Annotated in this window: 19 protein-coding genes; 10 read left to right on the top strand and 9 right to left on the bottom strand. The window is 56.7% G+C overall.

What is annotated here, in order from left to right; genetic code table 11:
* The first annotated feature begins 21 nt into the window (after positions 1 to 21).
* Both yrbN and BTJ39_RS14680 read left to right on the top strand, forming a co-directional pair.
* Positions 22 to 102 (top strand): protein YrbN, encoded by an 81-nt coding sequence (yrbN, locus tag BTJ39_RS25430; protein WP_139356359.1) that lies wholly within the window; start codon positions 22 to 24, stop codon positions 100 to 102.
* Positions 95 to 1,972, top strand: coding sequence for a DEAD/DEAH family ATP-dependent RNA helicase (locus BTJ39_RS14680; protein WP_139356357.1), 1,878 nt, complete (start codon positions 95 to 97; stop codon positions 1,970 to 1,972). Before yrbN ends, BTJ39_RS14680 begins: the two co-directional genes overlap by 8 nt.
* A 67-nt stretch (positions 1,973 to 2,039) precedes the next feature.
* Here the strand turns inward: BTJ39_RS14680 and BTJ39_RS14675 are convergent, their stop codons facing one another.
* Positions 2,040 to 3,053, bottom strand: a complete 1,014-nt coding sequence (locus BTJ39_RS14675) for a luciferase-like monooxygenase (protein ID WP_078003446.1) — start codon at positions 3,051 to 3,053, stop codon at positions 2,040 to 2,042.
* A gap of 229 nt (positions 3,054 to 3,282) precedes the next feature.
* Here BTJ39_RS14675 and BTJ39_RS14670 point away from each other — a divergent pair, with 229 nt between their 5' ends.
* Genes BTJ39_RS14670 through BTJ39_RS14660 form a run of 3 tightly spaced genes read left to right on the top strand, consistent with a single transcriptional unit; the run spans position 3,283 to position 6,508 of the window.
* A complete protein-coding gene (locus BTJ39_RS14670; RefSeq protein ID WP_078003445.1) occupies positions 3,283 to 4,254 on the top strand; it encodes an HlyD family secretion protein in 972 nt (323 codons plus the stop codon).
* Complete coding sequence (locus tag BTJ39_RS14665) at positions 4,236 to 5,390, top strand: ABC transporter permease (RefSeq protein ID WP_078003444.1); 1,155 nt, start codon at positions 4,236 to 4,238, stop codon at positions 5,388 to 5,390. The genes BTJ39_RS14670 and BTJ39_RS14665 overlap by 19 nt, the downstream gene beginning before the upstream one ends.
* Positions 5,387 to 6,508 carry an ABC transporter permease gene (locus tag BTJ39_RS14660; RefSeq protein WP_078003443.1) on the top strand — a complete coding sequence of 374 codons (1,122 nt, stop codon included), beginning with the start codon at positions 5,387 to 5,389 and terminating at the stop codon, positions 6,506 to 6,508. Before BTJ39_RS14665 ends, BTJ39_RS14660 begins: the two co-directional genes overlap by 4 nt.
* Here BTJ39_RS14660 and BTJ39_RS14655 read toward each other — a convergent pair.
* Positions 6,505 to 7,386 carry a U32 family peptidase gene (locus BTJ39_RS14655; RefSeq protein WP_078003442.1) on the bottom strand — a complete coding sequence of 294 codons (882 nt, stop codon included), beginning with the start codon at positions 7,384 to 7,386 and terminating at the stop codon, positions 6,505 to 6,507. The genes BTJ39_RS14660 and BTJ39_RS14655 overlap by 4 nt on opposite strands.
* Positions 7,387 to 7,394: 8 nt before the next feature.
* Entirely contained in the window at positions 7,395 to 8,390 is a 996-nt protein-coding gene (gene ubiU, locus BTJ39_RS14650) for a ubiquinone anaerobic biosynthesis protein UbiU (RefSeq protein WP_078003441.1), read from the bottom strand.
* A 202-nt stretch (positions 8,391 to 8,592) separates the two neighbouring features.
* Here ubiU and ubiT point away from each other — a divergent pair, with 202 nt between their 5' ends.
* Both ubiT and BTJ39_RS14640 read left to right on the top strand, forming a co-directional pair.
* A complete protein-coding gene (ubiT, locus tag BTJ39_RS14645) occupies positions 8,593 to 9,117 on the top strand; it encodes a ubiquinone anaerobic biosynthesis accessory factor UbiT (protein WP_241825926.1) in 525 nt (174 codons plus the stop codon).
* Entirely contained in the window at positions 9,111 to 9,614 is a 504-nt protein-coding gene (locus BTJ39_RS14640) for a GNAT family N-acetyltransferase (RefSeq protein WP_078003440.1), read from the top strand. The genes ubiT and BTJ39_RS14640 overlap by 7 nt, the downstream gene beginning before the upstream one ends.
* On the opposite strand, the gene BTJ39_RS14635 is transcribed toward BTJ39_RS14640, so the two are convergent.
* The gene (locus tag BTJ39_RS14635; RefSeq protein ID WP_078003439.1) at positions 9,601 to 9,960 is read right to left on the bottom strand and encodes a GIY-YIG nuclease family protein; all 360 of its coding nucleotides are present in this window, start codon (positions 9,958 to 9,960) and stop codon (positions 9,601 to 9,603) included. The two genes, BTJ39_RS14640 and BTJ39_RS14635, sit on opposite strands and share 14 nt — an antisense overlap.
* Positions 9,961 to 10,015: 55 nt before the next feature.
* Here BTJ39_RS14635 and BTJ39_RS14630 point away from each other — a divergent pair, with 55 nt between their 5' ends.
* Entirely contained in the window at positions 10,016 to 10,447 is a 432-nt protein-coding gene (locus BTJ39_RS14630; RefSeq protein ID WP_078003438.1) for a YhbP family protein, read from the top strand.
* Positions 10,448 to 10,469: 22 nt separating this feature from the next.
* Here BTJ39_RS14630 and BTJ39_RS14625 read toward each other — a convergent pair whose 3' ends face one another.
* The 3 genes from BTJ39_RS14625 to nrdD form a co-directional block, all read right to left on the bottom strand.
* On the bottom strand, positions 10,470 to 10,994 hold the full coding sequence (locus BTJ39_RS14625) for a type 1 glutamine amidotransferase domain-containing protein (RefSeq protein ID WP_078003437.1): 525 nt from the start codon (positions 10,992 to 10,994) through the stop codon (positions 10,470 to 10,472).
* 159 nt (positions 10,995 to 11,153) lie between these two features.
* Positions 11,154 to 11,618 carry an anaerobic ribonucleoside-triphosphate reductase-activating protein gene (nrdG, locus tag BTJ39_RS14620; RefSeq protein WP_078003436.1) on the bottom strand — a complete coding sequence of 155 codons (465 nt, stop codon included), beginning with the start codon at positions 11,616 to 11,618 and terminating at the stop codon, positions 11,154 to 11,156.
* Positions 11,615 to 13,753: an anaerobic ribonucleoside-triphosphate reductase gene (gene nrdD, locus BTJ39_RS14615; protein WP_078003435.1), complete on the bottom strand. Its 2,139-nt coding sequence runs from the start codon at positions 13,751 to 13,753 to the stop codon at positions 11,615 to 11,617. The genes nrdG and nrdD overlap by 4 nt, the downstream gene beginning before the upstream one ends.
* Before the next feature lie 222 nt (positions 13,754 to 13,975).
* Here nrdD and BTJ39_RS14610 point away from each other — a divergent pair, with 222 nt between their 5' ends.
* Both BTJ39_RS14610 and BTJ39_RS14605 read left to right on the top strand, forming a co-directional pair.
* Positions 13,976 to 16,552: a DEAD/DEAH box helicase gene (locus BTJ39_RS14610; protein WP_078003434.1), complete on the top strand. Its 2,577-nt coding sequence runs from the start codon at positions 13,976 to 13,978 to the stop codon at positions 16,550 to 16,552.
* 101 nt (positions 16,553 to 16,653) lie between these two features.
* Positions 16,654 to 19,044 carry a beta-N-acetylhexosaminidase gene (locus BTJ39_RS14605; RefSeq protein ID WP_078003433.1) on the top strand — a complete coding sequence of 797 codons (2,391 nt, stop codon included), beginning with the start codon at positions 16,654 to 16,656 and terminating at the stop codon, positions 19,042 to 19,044.
* A 45-nt stretch (positions 19,045 to 19,089) separates the two neighbouring features.
* Here BTJ39_RS14605 and ridA read toward each other — a convergent pair whose 3' ends face one another.
* The gene (gene ridA, locus BTJ39_RS14600; RefSeq protein ID WP_078003432.1) at positions 19,090 to 19,476 is read right to left on the bottom strand and encodes a 2-iminobutanoate/2-iminopropanoate deaminase; all 387 of its coding nucleotides are present in this window, start codon (positions 19,474 to 19,476) and stop codon (positions 19,090 to 19,092) included.
* Positions 19,477 to 19,548: 72 nt separating this feature from the next.
* Positions 19,549 to 20,013, bottom strand: coding sequence for an aspartate carbamoyltransferase regulatory subunit (pyrI, locus tag BTJ39_RS14595; RefSeq protein WP_078003431.1), 465 nt, complete (start codon positions 20,011 to 20,013; stop codon positions 19,549 to 19,551).
* Positions 20,014 to 20,015: the final 2 nt, after the last annotated feature.

Here is a 20,015-nt window from a genome sequence, read left to right as displayed (position 1 = left end):
TGAGCCGGTTCACACTTTTCGATGAAAATGACTGAAGATTTTCATGACGAGTTATGTAGACTGGCCGCCGCAATCCAAGAGGCACGTGTACTACATGACTGATATTGAAACCAATTTTTCCGACCTTGGCCTGAACGAATCCATCCTGTCAGCACTGAACGATATGGGCTATGTGAAGCCTTCACCAATTCAGGCGGCTTGCATTCCGCACCTGCTGGAAGGCCGTGACGTACTGGGTATGGCCCAGACCGGGAGCGGAAAAACGGCAGCGTTTTCCCTGCCGCTGCTGAACAATATTGATCCTGAACTGAAAGCACCGCAGATCCTGGTGCTGGCACCGACCCGCGAACTGGCGGTGCAGGTAGCTGAAGCTGCAACTGAATTTTCTAAATATATGCGCGGCGTAAACGTGCTGGCCCTGTACGGCGGTCAGCGCTACGACGTGCAGCTGCGCGCGCTGCGTCAGGGGCCACAAATTGTTGTCGGTACCCCCGGCCGCCTGCTGGACCACCTGAAGCGCGGTACCCTGAATTTGTCTAACCTGCGCGGTCTGGTACTCGACGAAGCTGATGAAATGCTGCGTATGGGCTTTATCGAAGACGTGGAAACCATCATGGCGCAGATCCCGGACGGTCATCAGACCGCACTGTTTTCTGCCACTATGCCGGAAGCGATCCGCCGTATCACCCGTCGCTTTATGAATGAACCGCAGGAAGTGCGCATTCAGTCCAGCGTAACGACCCGTCCGGATATCAGTCAAAGCTACTGGACCGTATGGGGCCGCAAAACCGACGGACTGGTACGCTTCCTGGAAGCTGAAGATTTCGACGCTGCCATTATTTTTGTACGCACTAAAAACGCGACGCTGGAAGTGGCGGAAGCGCTGGAGCGCAGTGGCTATAACAGCGCCGCGCTGAACGGTGACATGAACCAGGCGCTGCGCGAGCAGACGCTGGAACGCCTGAAAGATGGCCGACTGGATATCCTGATCGCCACCGACGTTGCCGCTCGCGGACTGGACGTTGAGCGTATCAGCCTTGTTGTTAACTACGATATTCCGATGGACTCCGAGTCTTACGTTCACCGTATCGGCCGTACCGGTCGTGCAGGTCGCGCTGGCCGCGCGCTGCTGTTCGTTGAGAACCGCGAACGTCGTCTGCTGCGCAACATTGAGCGCACCATGAAGCTGACTATTCCGGAAGTCGAGCTGCCGAATGCAGATCTGCTGGGCGATCGCCGTCAGGCTAAATTTGCGGAAAAAGTACAGCAGCAGCTGGAAAGCAGCGATCTGGATCAGTATCGCGCCCTGCTGAGTAAAATTGCGCCGCAGAGTGAGCTGGATATGGAAACCCTGGCCGCTGCGCTGTTGAAGATGGCCCAGGGCGAACGTCCGTTAATCCTGCCGCCTGATGCGCCTCGTCCTGCTCGCCGTGAGTTCCGCGATCGCGACGATCGTCGTGATGACCGTCGCGATGATCGCCGTAGTGGACGTGATGCCCCGCGCGACGGAGACCGTCCGCGCCGTGAGCGTCGCGACGTTGGTGATATGGAGCTGTATCGTATTGATGTGGGCCGCGATGACGGTGTTGAAGTTCGCCATATTGTGGGTGCTATTGCCAACGAAGGCGATATCAGCAGCCGCTATATTGGTAACATCAAGCTGTTTGCTTCTCACTCGACCATTGAGCTGCCGAAAGGCATGCCGGGCGAAGTGCTGCAGCACTTTACCCGTACGCGTATTCTGAACAAGCCGATGAATATGCAGCTGATCGGCGATGCCCAGCCTGGACGCGGCGAGCGCCGCGGTGGGCGTGATGGCGGCCGTAGCTTCGGTGGCGCTGAGCGCAGCGAAGGCGGTCGTCGTTTCAGTGAGCGTCGTGAAGGTGGTCGCGGTGGTTTCGGCGGCGAGCGTCGTGAAGGCGGCCGCGGCCGTCGCGATGACAGCGCGCCGGTGCGTCGTCGTGATGCCTGATACGTCAGTATGATATAAAAACAAAAAAGCCCGCTTAGCGGGCTTTTTTTATGCCGGTAAAAGGCCGCTATCGCAGATCGTCGTAGGCTGCTTTCGTCAGGGCGAAAGAGTTCAAACGCGCCTGGGTATCGAAAATCTGACCGTTAACCATGATCTCATCGGCCTGCGTTTCACGCAGCAGCCCTGCCAGCCCCTGACGCACCGTGTCTCGATCGCCGATGATGGACATGCTCAGAGCTTGCTGAACACCGAACTGCTCCGACGGCGACCAAATATTGTCCATATTGTCCACCGGAGCGGGCAGCGGTCCGGGCTTACCACGACGCAGATTAATGAACTGTTGCTGCATGGAGGTAAACAGGAAGCGTGCGTCCCGTTCGCTGTCGGCGGCAACCACATTAATGCACACCATGGCGTAAGGTTTCTCCAGCCTGGCTGATGGCTGGAACTTTTCGCGGTAGAGATGCAGCGCCTGGAACAGCATATCGGGTGCGAAGTGCGAAGCAAAAGCGAACGGTAAACCCAGCTGCGCCGCCAGCTGCGCGCTGTACAAACTTGAACCAAGCAGCCAGACCGGGAGCTGTAATCCCAGTCCGGGTACCGGCTGCACTGCCGGCTGCTCCTGATGCGGCGGATGATCGAACCAGTCCGTCAGCTGCTGTACGTCTTGCGGAAAGGTATCAACCGGTCCGGACATATGGCGGCGTAACGCCATCATGGTGCGCTGGTCGGAACCCGGCGCGCGCCCCAGTCCAAGGTCTATGCGACCGGGATAGAGCGAGGCAAGGGTGCCGAACTGCTCGGCAATCACCAGCGGCGCGTGATTCGGTAGCATTACCCCGCCGGAGCCGAGGTGCAAGGTGTTGGTATGCGCGGCCAGATAGCCGATCAGCACCGAGGTTGCGGCGCTGGCAATGCCCGTCATGCTGTGATGTTCCGCCAGCCAGTAGCGATGAAAGCCCAGCTTTTCTGCCTGTTGAGCCAGTGCCAGAGATGAATGAAAAGCATCGCGTGGCGTCGCTCCCTGCGGGATAGGCGCTAAATCCAGCACGGATAAAGGAACCTGTTTTTTTTCAGTCATAAGCCAATTCTCTCCCTGCTGCGCAGTAATCTCCGGCAAGTATTAACTAAATTTGTAACAGATGTTAACCCTTTCTGGTCATTGTTAGCCGCGCGATCGTGGTTTTAAATCAAATTAATTAACCTGCAGCACGTTATAATCCGTACCCTCTGTTTACTGCTTATCGGATCATCATCGTGACGTCATATGGATATCACCGCTTCCTGCCTGGATATGGAGGCGCGTCTTAATGAAGAAGACCACCTTTCTCACCCTGCTGTTTATGATCGTTGTCGTGGCGCTGGCGGTGCTGTTCCGGGCACACAGTGACAATCTGCTGCTACAGGGGGAGGTTGATGCCCCGGAAGTCATTGTTACCTCAAAAGCCAAAGGAAGAGTGGTAGAGCGCTTTGTACATCGCGGCGACGATGTAAAAGCCGGACAGCTCCTGATGCGTCTGCGCGCGCCGGAGCTGATTGCCCAGCTGCACGCCGCCCAGGCAACCCGCGATCGGGCTGCCGCGCAGTTGAAAATGTCGCTTGATGGCACCCGCAAAGAAAGCCTGCGCAACCTGCGCGCCCAGTGGCTGCAAGCGCAGGCAAAATATCAGGATGCCGACGCTATCTGGAAGCGTGATAACGCGGTAGCGGCTAAAGGCTTTATTTCTGCACAGGCTCTGGAAACCGCCCGGCAGAATCGCGAAAGCGCCTGGCAGGCTATGCGTGCCGCAGAGGCCAACCTGGATGAGGGCATTCATGGCGATCGTCTTGAACAGCGGGAAGGCTACGCCGCTGCGCTGAAAGAGGCGGAAGCGCAGCTCCATGAGGTAGAAGTGGTTGTTGATGAGCTGAATGTCCATGCACCGGTTGACGGTGAGGTCGGACCCATACCGGCGGAGGATGGCGAACTGCTTAATGCTTCCAGCCCGCTGCTGACCCTGGTTCGCTTATCTCACGCCTATTTTGTCTTTGATCTGCGCGAAGATATTCTGGCCCACGTGCGCAAAGGCGATAAGGTTAAGCTGCGGGTCCCGGCGCTGGGGAATAAAGAAATTGAGGCTGAGGTGTGCTATATCGCGCCGCTGGGCGATTATGCGACCAAACGCGCGACGCGGGCGACCGGCGATTTCGATCTGAAAACTTTTGAGGTCAGGCTCTATCCCTTAGAGCCGGTAGCGGGCTTGCGTCAGGGAATGAGCGCATTATGGTCATGGAAGTCCTGAAGGCCCACTGGCACGGTTTCAGCCGCGCTTTCGGGCATGAGATACGCACCGCATGGCGTAAGCCTGCCATTCACTGGCTGTGCTGGTGCTTTCCTCTGCTGCTGTTTGCGCTGATTGGCAGCGCTTTTTCAGAAGGCACCTTGCTGCACCTGCCGGTGGCGGCGGTTGATAACGATCACAGCAACCTGTCGCGTACGCTAATCCGCGATCTTAACGCCGGCTCGCACGCCCGCATCATTCGTTTTGATGGTGACTTACCCGGCGCGCGTGCGCAGCTGGAAAGCGCCGGCGTGTATGCCCTGCTGTGGATCCCACGTAACTTTGAGGCCGACACGCTGGCGGGGCGCCAACCGCGCGTGACGCTGTATTACAACGCCCTGATGTTTGGTCCGGGCTTTTACTCCACTCAGGACTTTGCCGGCCTGGTGAGCTCGCTTAACAGCCATTACAGCGCTTTACTGGCCAGCGCTTCCGGCAAGACGCTGCCGGCGATGCCGACGGTGGCGTTAATGTATGACAGCCTGTTTAATGCCAGCGGCAGCTATATCTATTATCAGCAGTTTTCAGCAACGATTCATCTCACTCAGCTATTTGCGGTGGTGTGCATGATCTACGTGCTGGCTCGCAGTCGGCCACTGGTAAAGCAACGCTATTTTTTCGCATCGCTGATTGGCAAGTTGCTGCCTTATACTTTGTGTTTTACTACGCTTCTGATGGTACAGCTGGCGCTGCTGGTCGGCATTTTTGATGCCAGGGTGGTCGGCGATCCGTTTTACATGCTGACCGTGGCGTTTTTCTACGTTATTGCCGCTCAGAGTATCGGTCTGCTGCTGTATGCGTTTACCTCAAGCATTATTTTTGCCTATATGTTTACCAGCATACTGGTCGGCGTAGCGATGTCTTTTTCCGGAACCGCCATGCCGCAGCTTTCCATGCCGATGCCGGCACGTTTTATTGCCGATCTGGAGCCGTTAACCCACGCTCTGGCGGCGATGTTCGATCTTTTTCTGCGCGATATCCCCGTCGCCCCGGTAATCAATACCTGCCTGCTGCTGCTGGTGTATCCGCTGCTTGCCGCCTTATTACTGCGCAGGCGCCTTAAGTGGCGGCTGGCGCAAAAGGAGGTATTGTCATGAAACAGTGGTGGCAGGCATTCAGCACGACGTTAAAAGGATTACTGGAGCGTCCGATGTGGCTAATGCTGCTGGTTTCTCTGTGCCTGATGAGCCTGATATACGCGAAAGGCAGCGTCTGGGATTTGCCGGTAGGCGTCATCGATCAGGACCATTCAACCGTCAGCTACCGCATTATTCGCGATCTGAACGCGACCTCGAAAATGAAAACGGTCAGCTACAGCAACCTGCATGAGGCGCTGCATGACTTAGGGCGTCGCAAACTGTTTGCGGTAATCATCATGCCGCAGGATTTAGAGCAAAAAATGCTGGTGGGCATTCCGGTGACTATCCCGGTCTATGGCGATGCCACTAACCGCCTGGCGGGCGGTCAGATCCAAATGGACGTCTCAGCCGCTTATCAGTCGATACTGACTAAGTATCAGCAGACGCTGGCGCAAGAGCAGGGTTTTTCCCCGCGCGAGGCGCAGGTGCTTATCACCCCGTTTATCGGCCAGACCGAAGCCGTATTTAATCCTGGTATCGGCTTTGCGGCGATAATTTTCCCCGGGCTGCTGGTGATGCTTTTGCAGCAGACGCTGCTGATCGCCAGCATTCGGGTTAATATCATGCTGCGCGCGAAAGGCAACGTGCCGGTGGCGCAAACCCTTGGCACCCTGAGCGCGCTGATCCCGCCATGGCTGTTTCTGTCGATCCTGCTTTACATCCTCTGGCCGTGGGTGCTCGGCTATCGCCAGACCGGCAGCGTGGCGGAGGTTCTGCTGCTGACCTTCCCGTTTTTGCTGGCGGTATTGGGTTTCGGTAAATTCATAACCGAGTGCCTGGGGCGGATTGAGCATATCTACCTGACGCTCACGTTTATTACTACGCCGGTTTACTATTTATCCGGCATGCTCTGGCCGCTGCAATCGATGCCATCCTGGGTTGATTTGTTTACCCATCTTTTTCCTTCGACCTGGCAGGTGAATATTCTCGCCAGCGTTAATCAGATGGGGCGGCCCTGGCAGCAGACGCTGCCGGACGTCGGGATGCTGCTGCTGCTGGGCGCCGGCTGGACATTATGCGGTCTGGCACTGCGCTGGCTGCGGCTACATCGCCAACGCAGGCAGCTGCCGGGCTAAGCGGTGACCAGGGTCAGCCCCGCCAGCTGGCGCCAGTAGCCATCGCAGCACGGCTCACCGGTGAAGGCGAAGGGCTGCGTTCCCTGCTCGTTAGCACGAAACTGCGTAATCAGCGCCGGCGTTTCGGCATCTTCCGGGGAGATACGTACGATATCCACCAGCCCCTGCATTCCGCGCAGATGATTGCCGAGGTGGTAGCAATAGCCGCTCATGGTTTGAATGCCGTTCAGCACGAAAACCTGCTGCTCTTCCTGGCTGTAAACCTGACGGCCGCGAGGATAATTAATGCAGCAGGTCTCGCATTCATCCTTGCTGCGGTTTTCCGAGCGGGCGGTAAAGCAGCGCGCTGACAGCGCCAGCGGCAGATGGCCGTAGCCAAACACCTCCACCTCAAACTGCTTATTGAGTTTGAGGTTATCAAACTGTTCGAGCAGCCTGATCAGCCAGTCGCGGGAAAGTTCTACCGGCATGCACCAGCGGATCATTCCCTGGCGCTGTAGAAGATGCAGCGCCTGTGCGTTATAGACGTTAAGCGCGTGGCCGGCGACAAAAGGCAGGTTTCGCTCGGCAGCCATATTTACCGTGCCGAAATCGTTGGCTTCGATAATAAAATCGCCGTTTTCGACAAAGCGTTTCAGTTCGACGAGTTCAGACGGTGATTGCAACAGCGCCAGGCTGCTGAGCACTACCTGCTTACCCCTGGCGCTGATGTCGCGCGCCAGCGCCATCCAGTCGGCAAATTTGGTTTCACGGCGTTTACTGCAAACGGCCTCGCCAAGGTAAATAATGTCGGCTTCGCTCTGGCTGGCGGCTTCGCAAAATGCTTTCAGGGTATTGTTAGGCCAGTACCAGAGTACCGGACCGAGGGAATATTTCATCTTTTCTCCTACTGCCACTGGCGGTGATAGGCGCCCAGCGTTGTTTGCGTGCCTTCCGCCATTTCACCCAGCCCTTTCATCCATGCCGGATTAATGTGGAAGGCGGCGGGATTGGCTTTGCAGCTATCGATAGCCTGGCGCCAGATGCGCGCGACCTGCGCAACGTAAGCGGGGCTGCGCTGGCGACCTTCAATTTTTACCGAGACGACGCCAGCCGCCAGCAGTTCGGGCAGCAGTTCCAGGGTGTTGAGGCTGGTGGGTTCTTCCAGGGTGTGGTAACAGCTTTCGCCAACGCGGTAACGGCCTTTGCACAGGGTAGGGTAGCCTGCATTTTCTTTGGGGCCGTAGCGATCAACCAGCACTTCATTCAGCCGTGACTCTAAGCCGTCAGGCGTTTGTTGCCAGCGGACATAACGCGCTGGCGAGCAGGCGCCGGCGGTATTAGGCGACTCGCCGGTAAGCCATGATGAGAGGTAGCAGCGTCCCTCGGCCATAATGCACAGGCTGCCAAAGGCGAAAACTTCCAGGGGAACCGACGAACTGCGCGCCAGCTGGCGAACCTGATGCATGGAAAGTACCCTCGGCAGCACGACGCGATCGATGGCAAAATTACGCTGATAGAAGGCAATAGCTTCACTGTTGGTTGCCGATGCCTGAACGGAGAGGTGCAGCTCCATCTCCGGATAGCGCGTCGAGGCATATTCCAGGGTAGCGATATCCGCGAGGATCAGTGCATCGGCACCGCTATTTACCGCCACGTCAACCGCCTGCTGCCAGCGGAGAAAGTTATCCGGATGCGCGAAAGTATTGATTGCCACATGCAGTTTGCGTCGGCGCTGGTGCGTATAGTTGGCCGCTTCACACAGCCGCTTTTCAGTAAAGTTCAGACCGGCAAAATGGCGGGCGTTGGTATCATCTTTCAGGCCGATATAAACCGCATCCGCGCCATTATCGATGGCCGCTTTCAGTGCAGGCAGGTTCCCGGCCGGGCAAAGCAGTTCCATTCTCGGTGTCCTTGGTGTTTTGACGATGGCAGAAGTTTAAATATCCCTTTGCCTCAGGGTTTTGATTTAAGGCAGTGAAATGTATGGATTGCCGGAGCTTAAGAAAAAAACAGCCAATCGACCCCTTTGTTGATCCAGTCAGCCGACCTGCCGCGGTGCTGTGGCAAAATAAAGCAAAATTCGCTAAACAGGAGTATTGAGTGTGTTAAACCGCCTACGCGCTGAATGCGTTCGCAAAGGGCCGGGCTTTATGCGCTATCCGCTGAGCTTTACGCCTTTCGCCGTAAAAAAACATTTACTGCAACAAGTGCTATGCTGGCAGTTCAGCCATGCGTTGGCTGAAGGTGAGTTAGACTTCCTGGAAGGGCGCTGGTTAGGTATTGATATCACTGACCTGGCATTATGCTGGAGAATGACGGTCAGCGATGGCCGGATCCAGCTGGCTGACGGAACCCATGCCGATGCCTGGTTCCGCGGTCAGGCGAACGATTTACTGTTAATCGCCGCACGCAAACAGGATCCCGACACGCTATTTTTCCAGCGCAGGCTTATCATTGAAGGTGACACCGAACTCGGGCTGGAGGTAAAAAACCTGATGGATGCAATCGAGCTTGAAACGCTGCCAGCACCGCTGCGTATGGGGCTGTTAAAGCTGGCGTCATTTGTCGAAGCCGGACTTAACGAGGACGCGAATTCGTCGCCGAATCGCGCGGGTAAGCTATGTTGATTCGAACGGAAATTGGGGTAGATGCGGCCAGCATCGACAGCCTGTTACGCCGCTGTTTTGACGACTCCGCAGAGGCGGAGCTGGTACAGCAGCTGCGTGAAGATGGCCTGTTAACCCTGGGGATGGTGGCGACGGATGACGAAGGTCAGGTGTTAGGCTATGCCGCCTTCAGTCCGGTAACGCTGAATGATGAAGATAAAGGCTGGGTGGTTCTGGCGCCTCTGGCTGTCGATGAGCGAATGCGCGGTGATGGCCTGGGCAAAAAGTTGATTTATGAAGGTATGGATGCGCTCAACGAGTTTGGTTACAGCGCTATTTTTGTGCTGGGCGATCCGATGTACTACGGCCGCTATGGTTTTGCCCCGGCGGCACGCCATCAGCTGCGCTGTCGCTGGCCGGGAAGCGAAGCCGCATTCCAGGTTTATCCGCTGGCCGAGCTGGCCTTTGACGGCGTGCAGGGGCAGATTGACTTCTCTGCGCCCTTTAATCGCCTTTAACCAGACGCAGCCAGTCGCTAAGGCAGGGCGGCTGCTCGGCAACCAGACGCAGCTTTTGCTGGCGCGTCAGCTGCTTAACGCGATACTCAAGGCGGGATGCGCTGGCGCGATCGCCTGCGGCGGTATGAAAAAGCATTTCCAGCGGTCCTTTGCCCCGCAGTGATTTCGCGCCTTTGCCGTTCTGATGCAGCGCAAAGCGGCGGGTTACGTCGGTGGTAATGCCGGTATAAAGAACGCCGCGCGCGGTGCGTAAAATATAAAGCCGCCACGCGGTCTCCGTCAGCGAGGCCTGAGTCTCAGAGGGTTCCTGCGCGGGCTGCTGCTGTGCTAACGCTACTAATGTCATGGCTCATTCGGATGCCTGTGCGGCAACGCGCCTTTTTGTTCAGGAATGATTCAGCATGGATAATAGCATCCCGGCAGCCATCTGCCGTTATCTGAAAAAACAGCATGTATTAACCCTGTGCGCAGGCTCGCCGCCGTGGTGCGCTAGCTGCTTTTACCTGTTTAATGAAGCGCGTCAGGCTTTCTGGCTGATGAGCGAAGCCGAAACGCGTCACGGCATACTGATGCTGGCGCAGCCGCAGATCGCGGGCACCATCAGCGCCCAGACGCGTAGCGTAATGTTGATTAAAGGCGTGCAGTATCAGGGCGTGATTCATCAGCTTAGCGGCGAACGGGAAGCCCATGCGCGTAGCGCCTATGTCCGCCGCTTTCCCGTCGCCGTCAAAGCAAAAGCACCGCTATGGGAGATTGTGGTGAACGAACTGAAAATGACGGACAACACGCTGGGGTTTGGCAGTAAGCTACACTGGCTGCGGGAAAGTGAGTAGGGCGGCGTTACCCGCCCGGATTTCAGGACGCCAGTTTAAGAATGCGCAGCGATTCGCGATTAAACGCGGGCAGGTCGTCCGGTGTCCTGCTGGTCACCAGATTATCCTTATCAACCACCACTTCTTTATCGTAAAAGTCGGCTCCGGCGTTTTTCAGATCGATAACAATCGGTTTAACGGCGGTCATTTTCCTGCCGCGCACCGCGTTGGCGCTGATAAGCAGCTGCGGGCCATGACAGATAGCGAACACAGGCTTGCCGCTGGCGACAAAATCATGGGTGAACTTCACAAAGCGGTCATCGCCGCGCAGGCTGTCCGGCGAATGTCCGCCGGGCAGTAGCAGCGCGTCAAACTCAGCCGGGCTAACGCCGTCAATCGCCTTATCGATAACCACTTTCGCCTGACCTTTTTTACCTTTTACGGTTTTACCCGCCTGCTTCTCAATGGTTACCACCTTGTAACCCGCATCGCGGTATGCTTCGGCCGGTGAAGTAAATTCGGAGTCTTCAAACTCGTCGGTAATCAGTACCGCAATCGTCTTGCTCATATCTCCTCCTTTAATTATTGCCGATACCCTTTAAGCCTGGTTGGCGCTGAGCGTTATGCAACCAGGATTATTCGGTAATTTGCAGATCGGCTGTTTTTAAGGGGGAAATAATTCACCGCACCACATCACACCGCAGCGGCAGCAAGTCCGCAATTTATCTCAACGCAGTCGGTGAATAATCTGGTTGCTGCTGCCGCGCCACACCAGACCCGGATCTTTTAGCGCCTGCTCAAAACGCCCATCCACCAGCACGTCCAACTGCGCGACAACGGCCTGCTGCGCTTCGGTCAGCTCTTCCAGCCGATAGCCGGTCCACAGCCAGATATCTTTTCCGGCACATTCGCGTCGCACGCGTTTAACCAGCCGCAGGACATCGGCGACGTTGCGCGGATGCAGCGGATCGCCGCCGGATAACGACAGGCCCTGGCGGGGGATACGGCTATCTTTGAGATCGGCAATCAACTGTTCCTCTCTCTCTATGGTAAAAGGCACGCCGCCATCGGGCCGCCAGGTCCCCTGGTTATAGCAACCCGGGCACTGATGCTCACAGCCGGAAACAAATAGCGTACAACGGGTGCCGGGTCCGTTGACCACGTCGATCGGATAGTATTGCTGGATGTTCATCCCAGCCCTCCCGGCGATAAATGTTTCACGCGCCGTTTAACCTCCTCCTGTTTCCCGGCGTTAAACGGACGCGCGTCGGGGCTGCCAAGATAGCCGCAAACCCGGCGGGTTACAGAAACGCTGGCGGGATCGTGGTTACCGCAGCGTGGGCAGACAAAGCCTTTGCTGGTGCAATTAAATTCGCCGGTATAACCGCATTCGTAGCATTCATCGATCGGCGTATTGGTGCCGTAATAGGGTACCCGGCTGTAGCTGTAATCCCAGACGTCTTCCAGCGCTTTCAGGTTGTGCTGTAAGTTGGGGTATTCGCCGTAGCAGATGAAGCCGCCGCTGGCGATCGGCGGATAGGGTGCTTCGAAGTCGATCTTGTCGTAAGGATTGACGTTTTTTTCGACGTCAAGGTGGAAGCTATTGGTGTAATAACCTTTATCGGTTACGCCCTCGACGATACCAAATTGGGCGGCATCAAGGCGGCAGAAGCGATCGCACAGGTTTTCGCTTGGCGTGCTGTACAGGCTGAATCCATAGCCGGTCTCCGCTTTCCATTGTGCTGTCGCCTCGTGCAGGCGCTGCACAATCGCCAGTGCCTTCTCACGGCGCTGCGGCGAGTCAAACAGGTGGCAGTCGGTGCCGTACAGTGCATTAATCGTTTCATGCAGGCCGATATATCCCAGCGAAAGGGTCGCCCTGCCGTTGCGAAACAGCGCGGCGACGTCATCATCGGGCTGTAAACGCACGCCGCAGGCGCCTTCTATATAGAGAATGGGCGCTACGCGGGCCTTTACGCCTTCCAGACGCGCCACGCGCGTCATTAGCGCGCTTCTTGCCAGCGTCAGCCGCTCCTCCAGCAGCGACCAGAAGCGCTGCTCGTCACCGGCCGCCTCCAGTGCGATACGCGGCAGGTTGAGGCTGATGACGCCAAGATTATTGCGGCCTTCATGAACCGCTTCGCCGTTTTCTTCGTACAACCCAAGAAAGCTTCGGCAGCCCATCGGGGTTTTAAACGACCCGGTGACCTTAACCACTTGTTCATAGTTAAGAATATCGGGATACATCCTCTGGCTGGCACAGCGGAGCGCAAGCTGTTTAATATCGTAGTTGGCATCCTGCGGGCGCAAATTAACGCCATCGCGCAGCGCGAATACCAGCTTGGGGAACACGGCGGTTTTGCGATTTTTACCAAGACCGGCAAGGCGATTTTTCAAAATAGCCTGTTGAATCAGGCGCGCAGCCCAATCGCTGCCCAGGCCAAAGCCAAAGGTGACGAAAGGCGTCTGACCATTGGCAGTATGCAGGGTATTAACCTCATATTCCAGCGACTGGAAGGCGTCATAGCACTCTTTCTCTGTGCGTTCGTTGGCATAGCCATCGATATCCGCAATTTGCCACTGACGGGCAATAGCCTGATGCTTCTCGCGGCTGGCGTACACGTAGGGGGCCAGCACTTCATCAATGCGATTAATGGTGGTACCGCCGTATATATGGCTGGCAACCTGGGCGATAATTTGCGCAGTAACGGCGGTGGCGGTGGCGATCGATTTCGGCGGTTCAATCTCCGCATTACCCATTTTAAAACCATGAGTCAGCATGCCTTTCAAATCGATAAGCATGCAGTTAAACATGGGGAAAAAGGGCGCGTAATCCAGGTCATGATAATGAATTTCGCCGCGTTCATGCCCCTGGACAACGTCGCGCGGCAGCAGATAACGGGTGGCATAGTGTTTGGCCACGATGCCCGCCAGCAGATCGCGCTGGGTCGGAATAACCTTGCCGTCTTTATTGGCGTTCTCGGTTAGCAGCGCCGCATCGCTTTGTTCAATCAGACCGCGTATCGCGGCGTTAAGGCGGCCGCGCTGCTCGCGCGCCAGATCGCGATCGTGACGGTATTCAATCCAGCAGCGCGCCACTTCCGGCCAGGAGCTGGTCATCAGCGCGTCTTCTACCGCGCGCTGAACGTCACTGATATCGACCTCGTGCTGCGCCTGTAGACTATCGCTGACGCTGGCCGTAATGGTCCGGCTCAACTCGCTGTCAGCGACGCCGGCTGCTTCTGCCGCACGGCGAATAGCCTGTTCAATACGCGTAGCATCGAATGCCACCCTGCACCCATCCCGCTTGATCACTACCGTCGCCATCAGCTGCCTCTTTCAATATATGGTGTCTTTGTTTGATGATAGACCCAATATGTAGCGGTTTGTTGAAATTAAGCGCACCAGGATTGATGCAGATCAAAGAAGAGATAAAGCTGAATGAAATGCCTCCATCGCAGTAATGCTGGTTGCATCTCACTGCCGCAGGTCGTTACTATTTCTGGTTATGCGGTAAAAAAACCCGTAAAGGGGCCCATGAGGATATTGATGTCTTCTTTTTCCTATAATGCTGCTCAGGTCAGACGCTGGCTCGGTGCGCGCATCGTCGCCAAAGCCCAGGATCTGATCCCCAGGGTGCAGAATCTACAGCGACAGAATAATCTGCTAACTGGCGAGATACCCGGCGTCGGCGACGAGCCGTGGATGGTGGTGGTGCATTTCAGCACGCCGCAAGGCAAGCTGCATGCCAGCGGTGAATGTACCTGCCCGGTTCATACCAACTGCCGCCATGTCGCTGCGGTTATGCTGGCGCATCTGCAGCAGCAGCCTGCGCAGGAGGCAACCTCGACGCCGCTACCGCTGCAAGCCGATCCGGTTCCCGCTCTGCATCTGCAATCTATTTCGCGCTTTGTCAGCGGCTATGGCCGCTATGGCCACCGGCAGAAACGGCTGGATTTTGCCGCGCTGTCATTTCGCTATGGCGGGGCGATGGTTGATGCGGGCAGCAGTGAAACCCTGTTTCCTGACCAGAGTGGGCAACGCTGGCTGGTGGCGCGTCAGCCGGAAAAAGAGCAGCGCTGGCTGGATGAATTGCAGGATGCGGGTCTGCAGGTGGTTCCTGCCAGCCATATTTATACCCCCGCCTCATCGCCGCTGCCCACGCAGCTATTAGTGCCCGAACGGCCCGAGGACTGGCGACAAATTATTCGCCAGCTTTTGCCTGCACTGCAAGCCAAAGGCTGGCTGGTTTTACTGGATGATGATTTTACCTGGAACCGCAGTGATATTGAGGCGGTTAGCGGTCGGGTAAGTCAGCGCGAAAATGGTTATTTTGAAATTGGCCTGGAGGCCAGCATTGGTCAACGGCGCATGGCGTTGCTACCCATGATGCCGCATTTGCTGGAGCAGGATAGTCGCTGGCGCGGCGGCGATCTCAACGCCATTCCGGACGAGGAAGTTATTGAACTGCGCGCGCAGGATAATGAGCGTCTGGCGATGTCGGCCGGTCAGCTAAAACCGCTGGTAAGTAGCCTGATTGACCTGCTGCCTGACGGCGAAACCGCCAGCGCCACGCTGCAGCTCCCGATTTGGGATGGCGGCCGACTGGCAGCAATGTCTCAGAGCGGAAGCTGGCAGGCCGATGACGAGGTCGCGCTGCAGGCGTTGCGCGGACGGCTGCAAAATCCGCGCGAACTGCCGGCAATTACCCCGCCCGACGGCCTGAAAGCAACCCTGCGCGATTATCAGCTGCAGGGCGTAAGCTGGATGCAGGCATTAAGCCGCCAGTCTCTGGCAGGCGTACTGGCCGATGATATGGGACTGGGCAAGACGGTTCAGACGCTGGCGCACCTGCTGTTGGAAAAAGAGAGCGGCAGGCTGGATCGACCCGCGCTGATCGTTGTGCCGACGACGCTTATCTACAATTGGCTCAGTGAGGCAAAGCGCTTTGCGCCCGATCTGCGCGTGCTGTCGCTTAGCGGTTCACAGCGTAGCGAGCACTTTGCCGAGCTCCATCAGTACGATGTGGTACTGACCAGCTATTCATTATTATGGCGTGACCAGGCGGCGCTCAGGCGTCAGCGCTGGCACCTGCTGATCCTCGACGAAGCGCAATACGTGAAAAATCCTCATTCTCAGGCGGGGCGCGCTATTCGTAAGCTGGAGGCGCGTCATCGTCTCTGTCTGACGGGGACGCCGCTGGAAAATCACCTCGGCGAGCTCTGGGCGCAGTTTGATTTTTTATTGCCGGGGTTTCTTGGCAGCGAGAAGGATTTTTTACACCAGTGGCGCATTCCTGTTGAGCGCGACGGCGACCGGACTCGCCGCGAGCTGCTGGCGCGCAGGGTTCGGCCATTTATGCTGCGACGGCGCAAACAGGAGGTGGTGACAGAGCTGCCGCCAAAAAACAGCATGGTACGCCGCGTGCTGCTCGAGGGCGCGCAGCGCGACCTGTATGACACGGTACGCGCCTCGCTGGAGAGCCAGGTCCGTCTGGCCGTGAACCGGCGCGGCAGTGCCTCCAGCCGGATCCTGGTGCTGGATGCCTTGCTGAAGCTGCGGCAAATTTGTTGCGATCCGCGGCTAACCCGGCTGGATAAGGCTGCCAGCGTTCGGCAATCGGCGAAGCTGGCCCTGCTGCGGGAGATGCTGCTGGAACTGCTGGCGGAAGATCGCCGCGTGTTGATTTTTTCACAGTTTACCGAAATGCTGATGCTGATCGCCGACGAGTTGAAAAAGGTCCGGGTAGATTACGCCGTGCTAACCGGCAGTACTCGCGATCGCCAGGCGCCGGTAGCGCGTTTTCAGCGCGGCGAGGTGCCGGTATTTCTTATCAGCCTGAAGGCCGGCGGTGTGGGGCTGAATCTGACCGCCGCCGACACGGTGATTCATTACGATCCCTGGTGGAACCCGGCGGCGGAGAACCAGGCGACGGATCGCGCATGGCGCATCGGTCAGCAAAAGACGGTTTTTGTCTACAAGCTGATCGTCGCAGGAAGCATTGAAGAAAAAATCGTCAATCTGCAACAGCAAAAAGCGTCGCTGGCGGAAAGTATTTTGCAGGACGGCAGCGATGAAACCGCGCTGTTCAGCGACGAAGAGCTGGCTGACTTGTTAAGTTCCTGAGCCAGCGCGCATTTTCCAGCTGTCGGCTTGATGTGTGTTACGAAATATGTTTTAACAGCTTTTTCGCACACTTAGAACCTGATGGTTTGACGGGAGTCTTCATGCTGCGCGTGTTGCATTTCACCTTGTTCGCTGTGGCTCTGGCTGCCTGCCAGTCGGCGCTGGCCACGCAGAACGCCGATCCTTTACCGCTGATGCCCTGGCCGCAGGAGGTGGTGCAGCCGGCAGACGGTGGGGAGCTGGTCCTCGATAACCAGGTGGCTATTTCCGTCAGCGGCGATGATTTGGCGGCGGCGGTGATGCGCTGGCGCGAGCGTCTCGCCCGCCAGACCGGCTGGGAACTCAAGCCGCAAGCGGCGAATCCATCCCAGGCAACGATCCGTATTCGTATCGCCAGGCGTGTCGATCCTCTCCCCAACTTGCAGAGTGATGAAAGTTATCATCTGCAGGTTAGTCAAAGCGGTGTCCTGTTAGACGCCCCGACCCGCTTTGGCGCGCTGCGCGGTATGGAAACGCTGTTGCAGCTAGTGGAAAACGGCCAGCAGAGCAGCGTTATTCCGTTGGTGACTATCAACGACAAACCCCGCTTCTCCTGGCGCGGACTGCTGCTGGATTCGGCCCGCCATTTTCTGCCCGTTGAAGATATTAAACGCCAGCTGGACGGCATGGCAGCCGCGCGCCTGAACGTATTTCACTGGCATCTCACCGACGATCAGGGCTGGCGCTTTGCTTCGCAGCACTATCCTGTGCTGACGGAAAAAGGCAGCGACGGGCTGTTTTATACTCAGCAACAGATGCGCGACATTGTGGCTTATGCGCGCGACCGCGGCATTCGGGTGGTGCCGGAGATAGATGTGCCCGGCCATGCCTCAGCGCTGGCGGCCGCCATGCCGCAGCTGATAAGCGCGCCGGGCAACTATCAAATCGAACGCAGCTGGGGAGTCATGAAGCCGGTGCTCGATCCCAGCAATGAGCAGGTCTATCAGTTTATCGATACGCTGATCGGGGAAATGACGGAGATCTTTCCCGATTGCTATTTGCATATAGGCGGTGACGAGGTCGATCCCAGCCAGTGGAATGGATCGGCGCACATTCAGCAATTTATGAAAGCGCACAACCTTGCTGATGCGCACGCGTTACAGGCATATTTTAACCGGCGGGTGGAAAAAATACTCACCGCGCATAAGCGTCATATGGTCGGCTGGGATGAAATTTTCCATCCGGATTTACCGCGAAGCATCCTGATTCAGTCCTGGCAGGGGCAGGATTCGCTCGGTGCCGCTGCCAGCTCGAATTATCGCGGCATTCTGTCCACCGGATTTTATGTTAACCAACCGCAGCCTGCTGCTTACCACTACCGTAACGATCCCGAGCCGCAGTCGTTGAAGGGGGCCGATCGTCCGCAGGCCGGTGAACGTACCCAAAGCTGGCGGTTTACCATGCCGCTGCTGAAAGGCAAAGCGGTCAGCGGCTCGTTTACCCTGATTGAGGGTAAAAACGGCGCGCGTGGATTCATTGATTTTGACGGCAGATCGCGCCGCATGGTGCGCAACATTCGCTGGCTGTCGCCGTATCAGCTGACGTTCAGCGTCGATAACTGGATGAGCGTGATACGCCCGGTGGTGACCTTTAATAATAATCGCATGAGCGGCTATGCGCTGGTCGGCAATGTCCGCTATCCGCTGACGGGAAGCCGGCTGGCTGCGGTGCCACAGGGCATGCAGCCGGTGGTGCCGGATAGCGCTCAGCGAGCCAATATCCTTGGCGGAGAAGCCGCGCTGTGGTCAGAACCGGTTAACGCCCGCATCATCGACGTTAAGCTGTGGCCGCGACTGTTCGTCGTTGCTGAACGCCTGTGGTCGGCAAAAAATATTACTGATGAAAACAGTATGTATCAGCGGCTGCAGGCAATGGATCGCTGGTCGACAATCTCGGTTGGCCTGCAGCAGCACGCCCAGACGCAGGTACAAATGATGCGTCTGGCCAACAGCAGCAATATTCTGCCTCTGCAAGTCTTCGCTGAGGTTCTTGAGCCTGCGCAATATTATACCCGCCATCATCTTAAGTTCCTCGCCGGGCACTATAACCAGTTTGAACCGCTCAACCGGCTGGCGGACGTACTACCGGCGGAAAGCGATGCGGCGCGCGATTTGCAGGGATTAGTAAACCGTCTGGTAGAAAACCGTGGTGACAAACAGGCGGCGCAGGCGATACGCCAGAAGCTGCTGCGCTGGCAAGGCATAGTGCCAAAGGTGATGCCGCTGCTGGAGCAGAACTATCAGCTGCAGGCGTTAAAGCCGCTGGCGCAGCAAGTGGCGGAGGTTAGCAGCATCGGATTGGCGGTACTCGACGCCATCGAAAGCAATCGCGCTTTTGGCGCCCGCGACATGGAAAGCATGAACGATCGGCTGGATAATGCGGCGCAGGTACAGGATGAAACGGTGAATGCACTGGTGTCGCCGGTTGAAACGCTGCTGCGAGCGGAAAAGTAATGCGACCGGACCCGGCGACCGCCGGGTCCACTTTAGCGCGGGTACTCAGCGGCGCAGCGCAATGGCTTCAATTTCAATCTTTACATCTTTTGGCAGGCGGGCAACTTCCACGCAAGAACGGGCCGGAAAGTTAGCCTTATGCTGATTAAAGAAGGCTTCATAGGTGCTGTTTACGGTAGCAAAGTCGTTGAGGTCCTTAACAAATACCGTCGTTTTTACAATATCGCCTACTTGCAGGCCAGCGGCTTCAACGATCGCTTTAACGTTCGCCAGCGACTGGCGCGTCTGGGCGGCGATATCATCCGCTACAATGCCGGTTTCCGGATCGACCGGGATCTGACCGGAGGTAATAATCATGTTGCCAAGATCAACGGCCTGCACGTAAGGACCAATTGCCGCTGGCGCATTTTCCGTACTGATTTCGCGTGACATATCCTTCTCCTTTAAAAATGACAGGGCACTATAGCACTCCTCATGGGCGCTGTTCATCAACCCCGGCGCTTGTCAGCCATTGTCCAGAACCACATGATGGGCAAATTCTTTCTCGCAATATTTGCATTGCAGATGAATTTCCTGCGGGCGTTGCTTAACGGTAAAGCTGGAAATCACCGGTTCGCTGCGGCTAATGCAGTTGCTGTTTGGGCAGGTCAGCACCCGGTCAATGATGTCCGGCAGCGTCGGTACCGCTTTGGCGACCACCTGATAATCATCAATGCGGTTTACCGTGGCGTGCGGAGCATAAACCGCCAGCTGGTTAATCTGATCGTCGGTCAGAAAAGTATTTTCGATCTTAATCAGGTCTTTACGCCCCATTTCGCCGGAGGGAAGGTTCAGGCCGATAGTAATGCGCTGATCGGTTTCGGTCAGGCGAAACAGCGACAGCAGCTTAAACCCGACCTGCGCCGGGATGTGATCAATCACCGTGCCGCTTTTAATCGCTTCAACCTGCAATTTATTATCGTGCTTCATGT

The organism is Izhakiella australiensis (assembly GCF_002006995.1).
In the GTDB taxonomy this organism is placed as follows: domain Bacteria; phylum Pseudomonadota; class Gammaproteobacteria; order Enterobacterales; family Enterobacteriaceae; genus Izhakiella; species Izhakiella australiensis.
Note: the sequence above shows the minus strand (reverse complement) of the source record. Positions and strands in the feature narration are given on the sequence as shown.

Coding starts and splice junctions, on each gene's coding strand:
- yrbN (WP_139356359.1), top strand. CDS start 22: ATGAAAATGACTGAAGATTTTCATGACGAGTTATGTAGACTGGCCGCC.
- BTJ39_RS14680 (WP_139356357.1), top strand. CDS start 95: ATGACTGATATTGAAACCAATTTTTCCGACCTTGGCCTGAACGAATCC.
- BTJ39_RS14675 (WP_078003446.1), bottom strand. CDS start 3,053: ATGACTGAAAAAAAACAGGTTCCTTTATCCGTGCTGGATTTAGCGCCT.
- BTJ39_RS14670 (WP_078003445.1), top strand. CDS start 3,283: ATGAAGAAGACCACCTTTCTCACCCTGCTGTTTATGATCGTTGTCGTG.
- BTJ39_RS14665 (WP_078003444.1), top strand. CDS start 4,236: ATGGTCATGGAAGTCCTGAAGGCCCACTGGCACGGTTTCAGCCGCGCT.
- BTJ39_RS14660 (WP_078003443.1), top strand. CDS start 5,387: ATGAAACAGTGGTGGCAGGCATTCAGCACGACGTTAAAAGGATTACTG.
- BTJ39_RS14655 (WP_078003442.1), bottom strand. CDS start 7,386: ATGAAATATTCCCTCGGTCCGGTACTCTGGTACTGGCCTAACAATACC.
- ubiU (WP_078003441.1), bottom strand. CDS start 8,390: ATGGAACTGCTTTGCCCGGCCGGGAACCTGCCTGCACTGAAAGCGGCC.
- BTJ39_RS14640 (WP_078003440.1), top strand. CDS start 9,111: ATGTTGATTCGAACGGAAATTGGGGTAGATGCGGCCAGCATCGACAGC.
- BTJ39_RS14635 (WP_078003439.1), bottom strand. CDS start 9,960: ATGACATTAGTAGCGTTAGCACAGCAGCAGCCCGCGCAGGAACCCTCT.
- BTJ39_RS14630 (WP_078003438.1), top strand. CDS start 10,016: ATGGATAATAGCATCCCGGCAGCCATCTGCCGTTATCTGAAAAAACAG.
- BTJ39_RS14625 (WP_078003437.1), bottom strand. CDS start 10,994: ATGAGCAAGACGATTGCGGTACTGATTACCGACGAGTTTGAAGACTCC.
- nrdG (WP_078003436.1), bottom strand. CDS start 11,618: ATGAACATCCAGCAATACTATCCGATCGACGTGGTCAACGGACCCGGC.
- nrdD (WP_078003435.1), bottom strand. CDS start 13,753: ATGGCGACGGTAGTGATCAAGCGGGATGGGTGCAGGGTGGCATTCGAT.
- BTJ39_RS14610 (WP_078003434.1), top strand. CDS start 13,976: ATGTCTTCTTTTTCCTATAATGCTGCTCAGGTCAGACGCTGGCTCGGT.
- BTJ39_RS14605 (WP_078003433.1), top strand. CDS start 16,654: ATGCTGCGCGTGTTGCATTTCACCTTGTTCGCTGTGGCTCTGGCTGCC.
- ridA (WP_078003432.1), bottom strand. CDS start 19,476: ATGTCACGCGAAATCAGTACGGAAAATGCGCCAGCGGCAATTGGTCCT.
- pyrI (WP_078003431.1), bottom strand. CDS start 20,013: ATGAAGCACGATAATAAATTGCAGGTTGAAGCGATTAAAAGCGGCACG.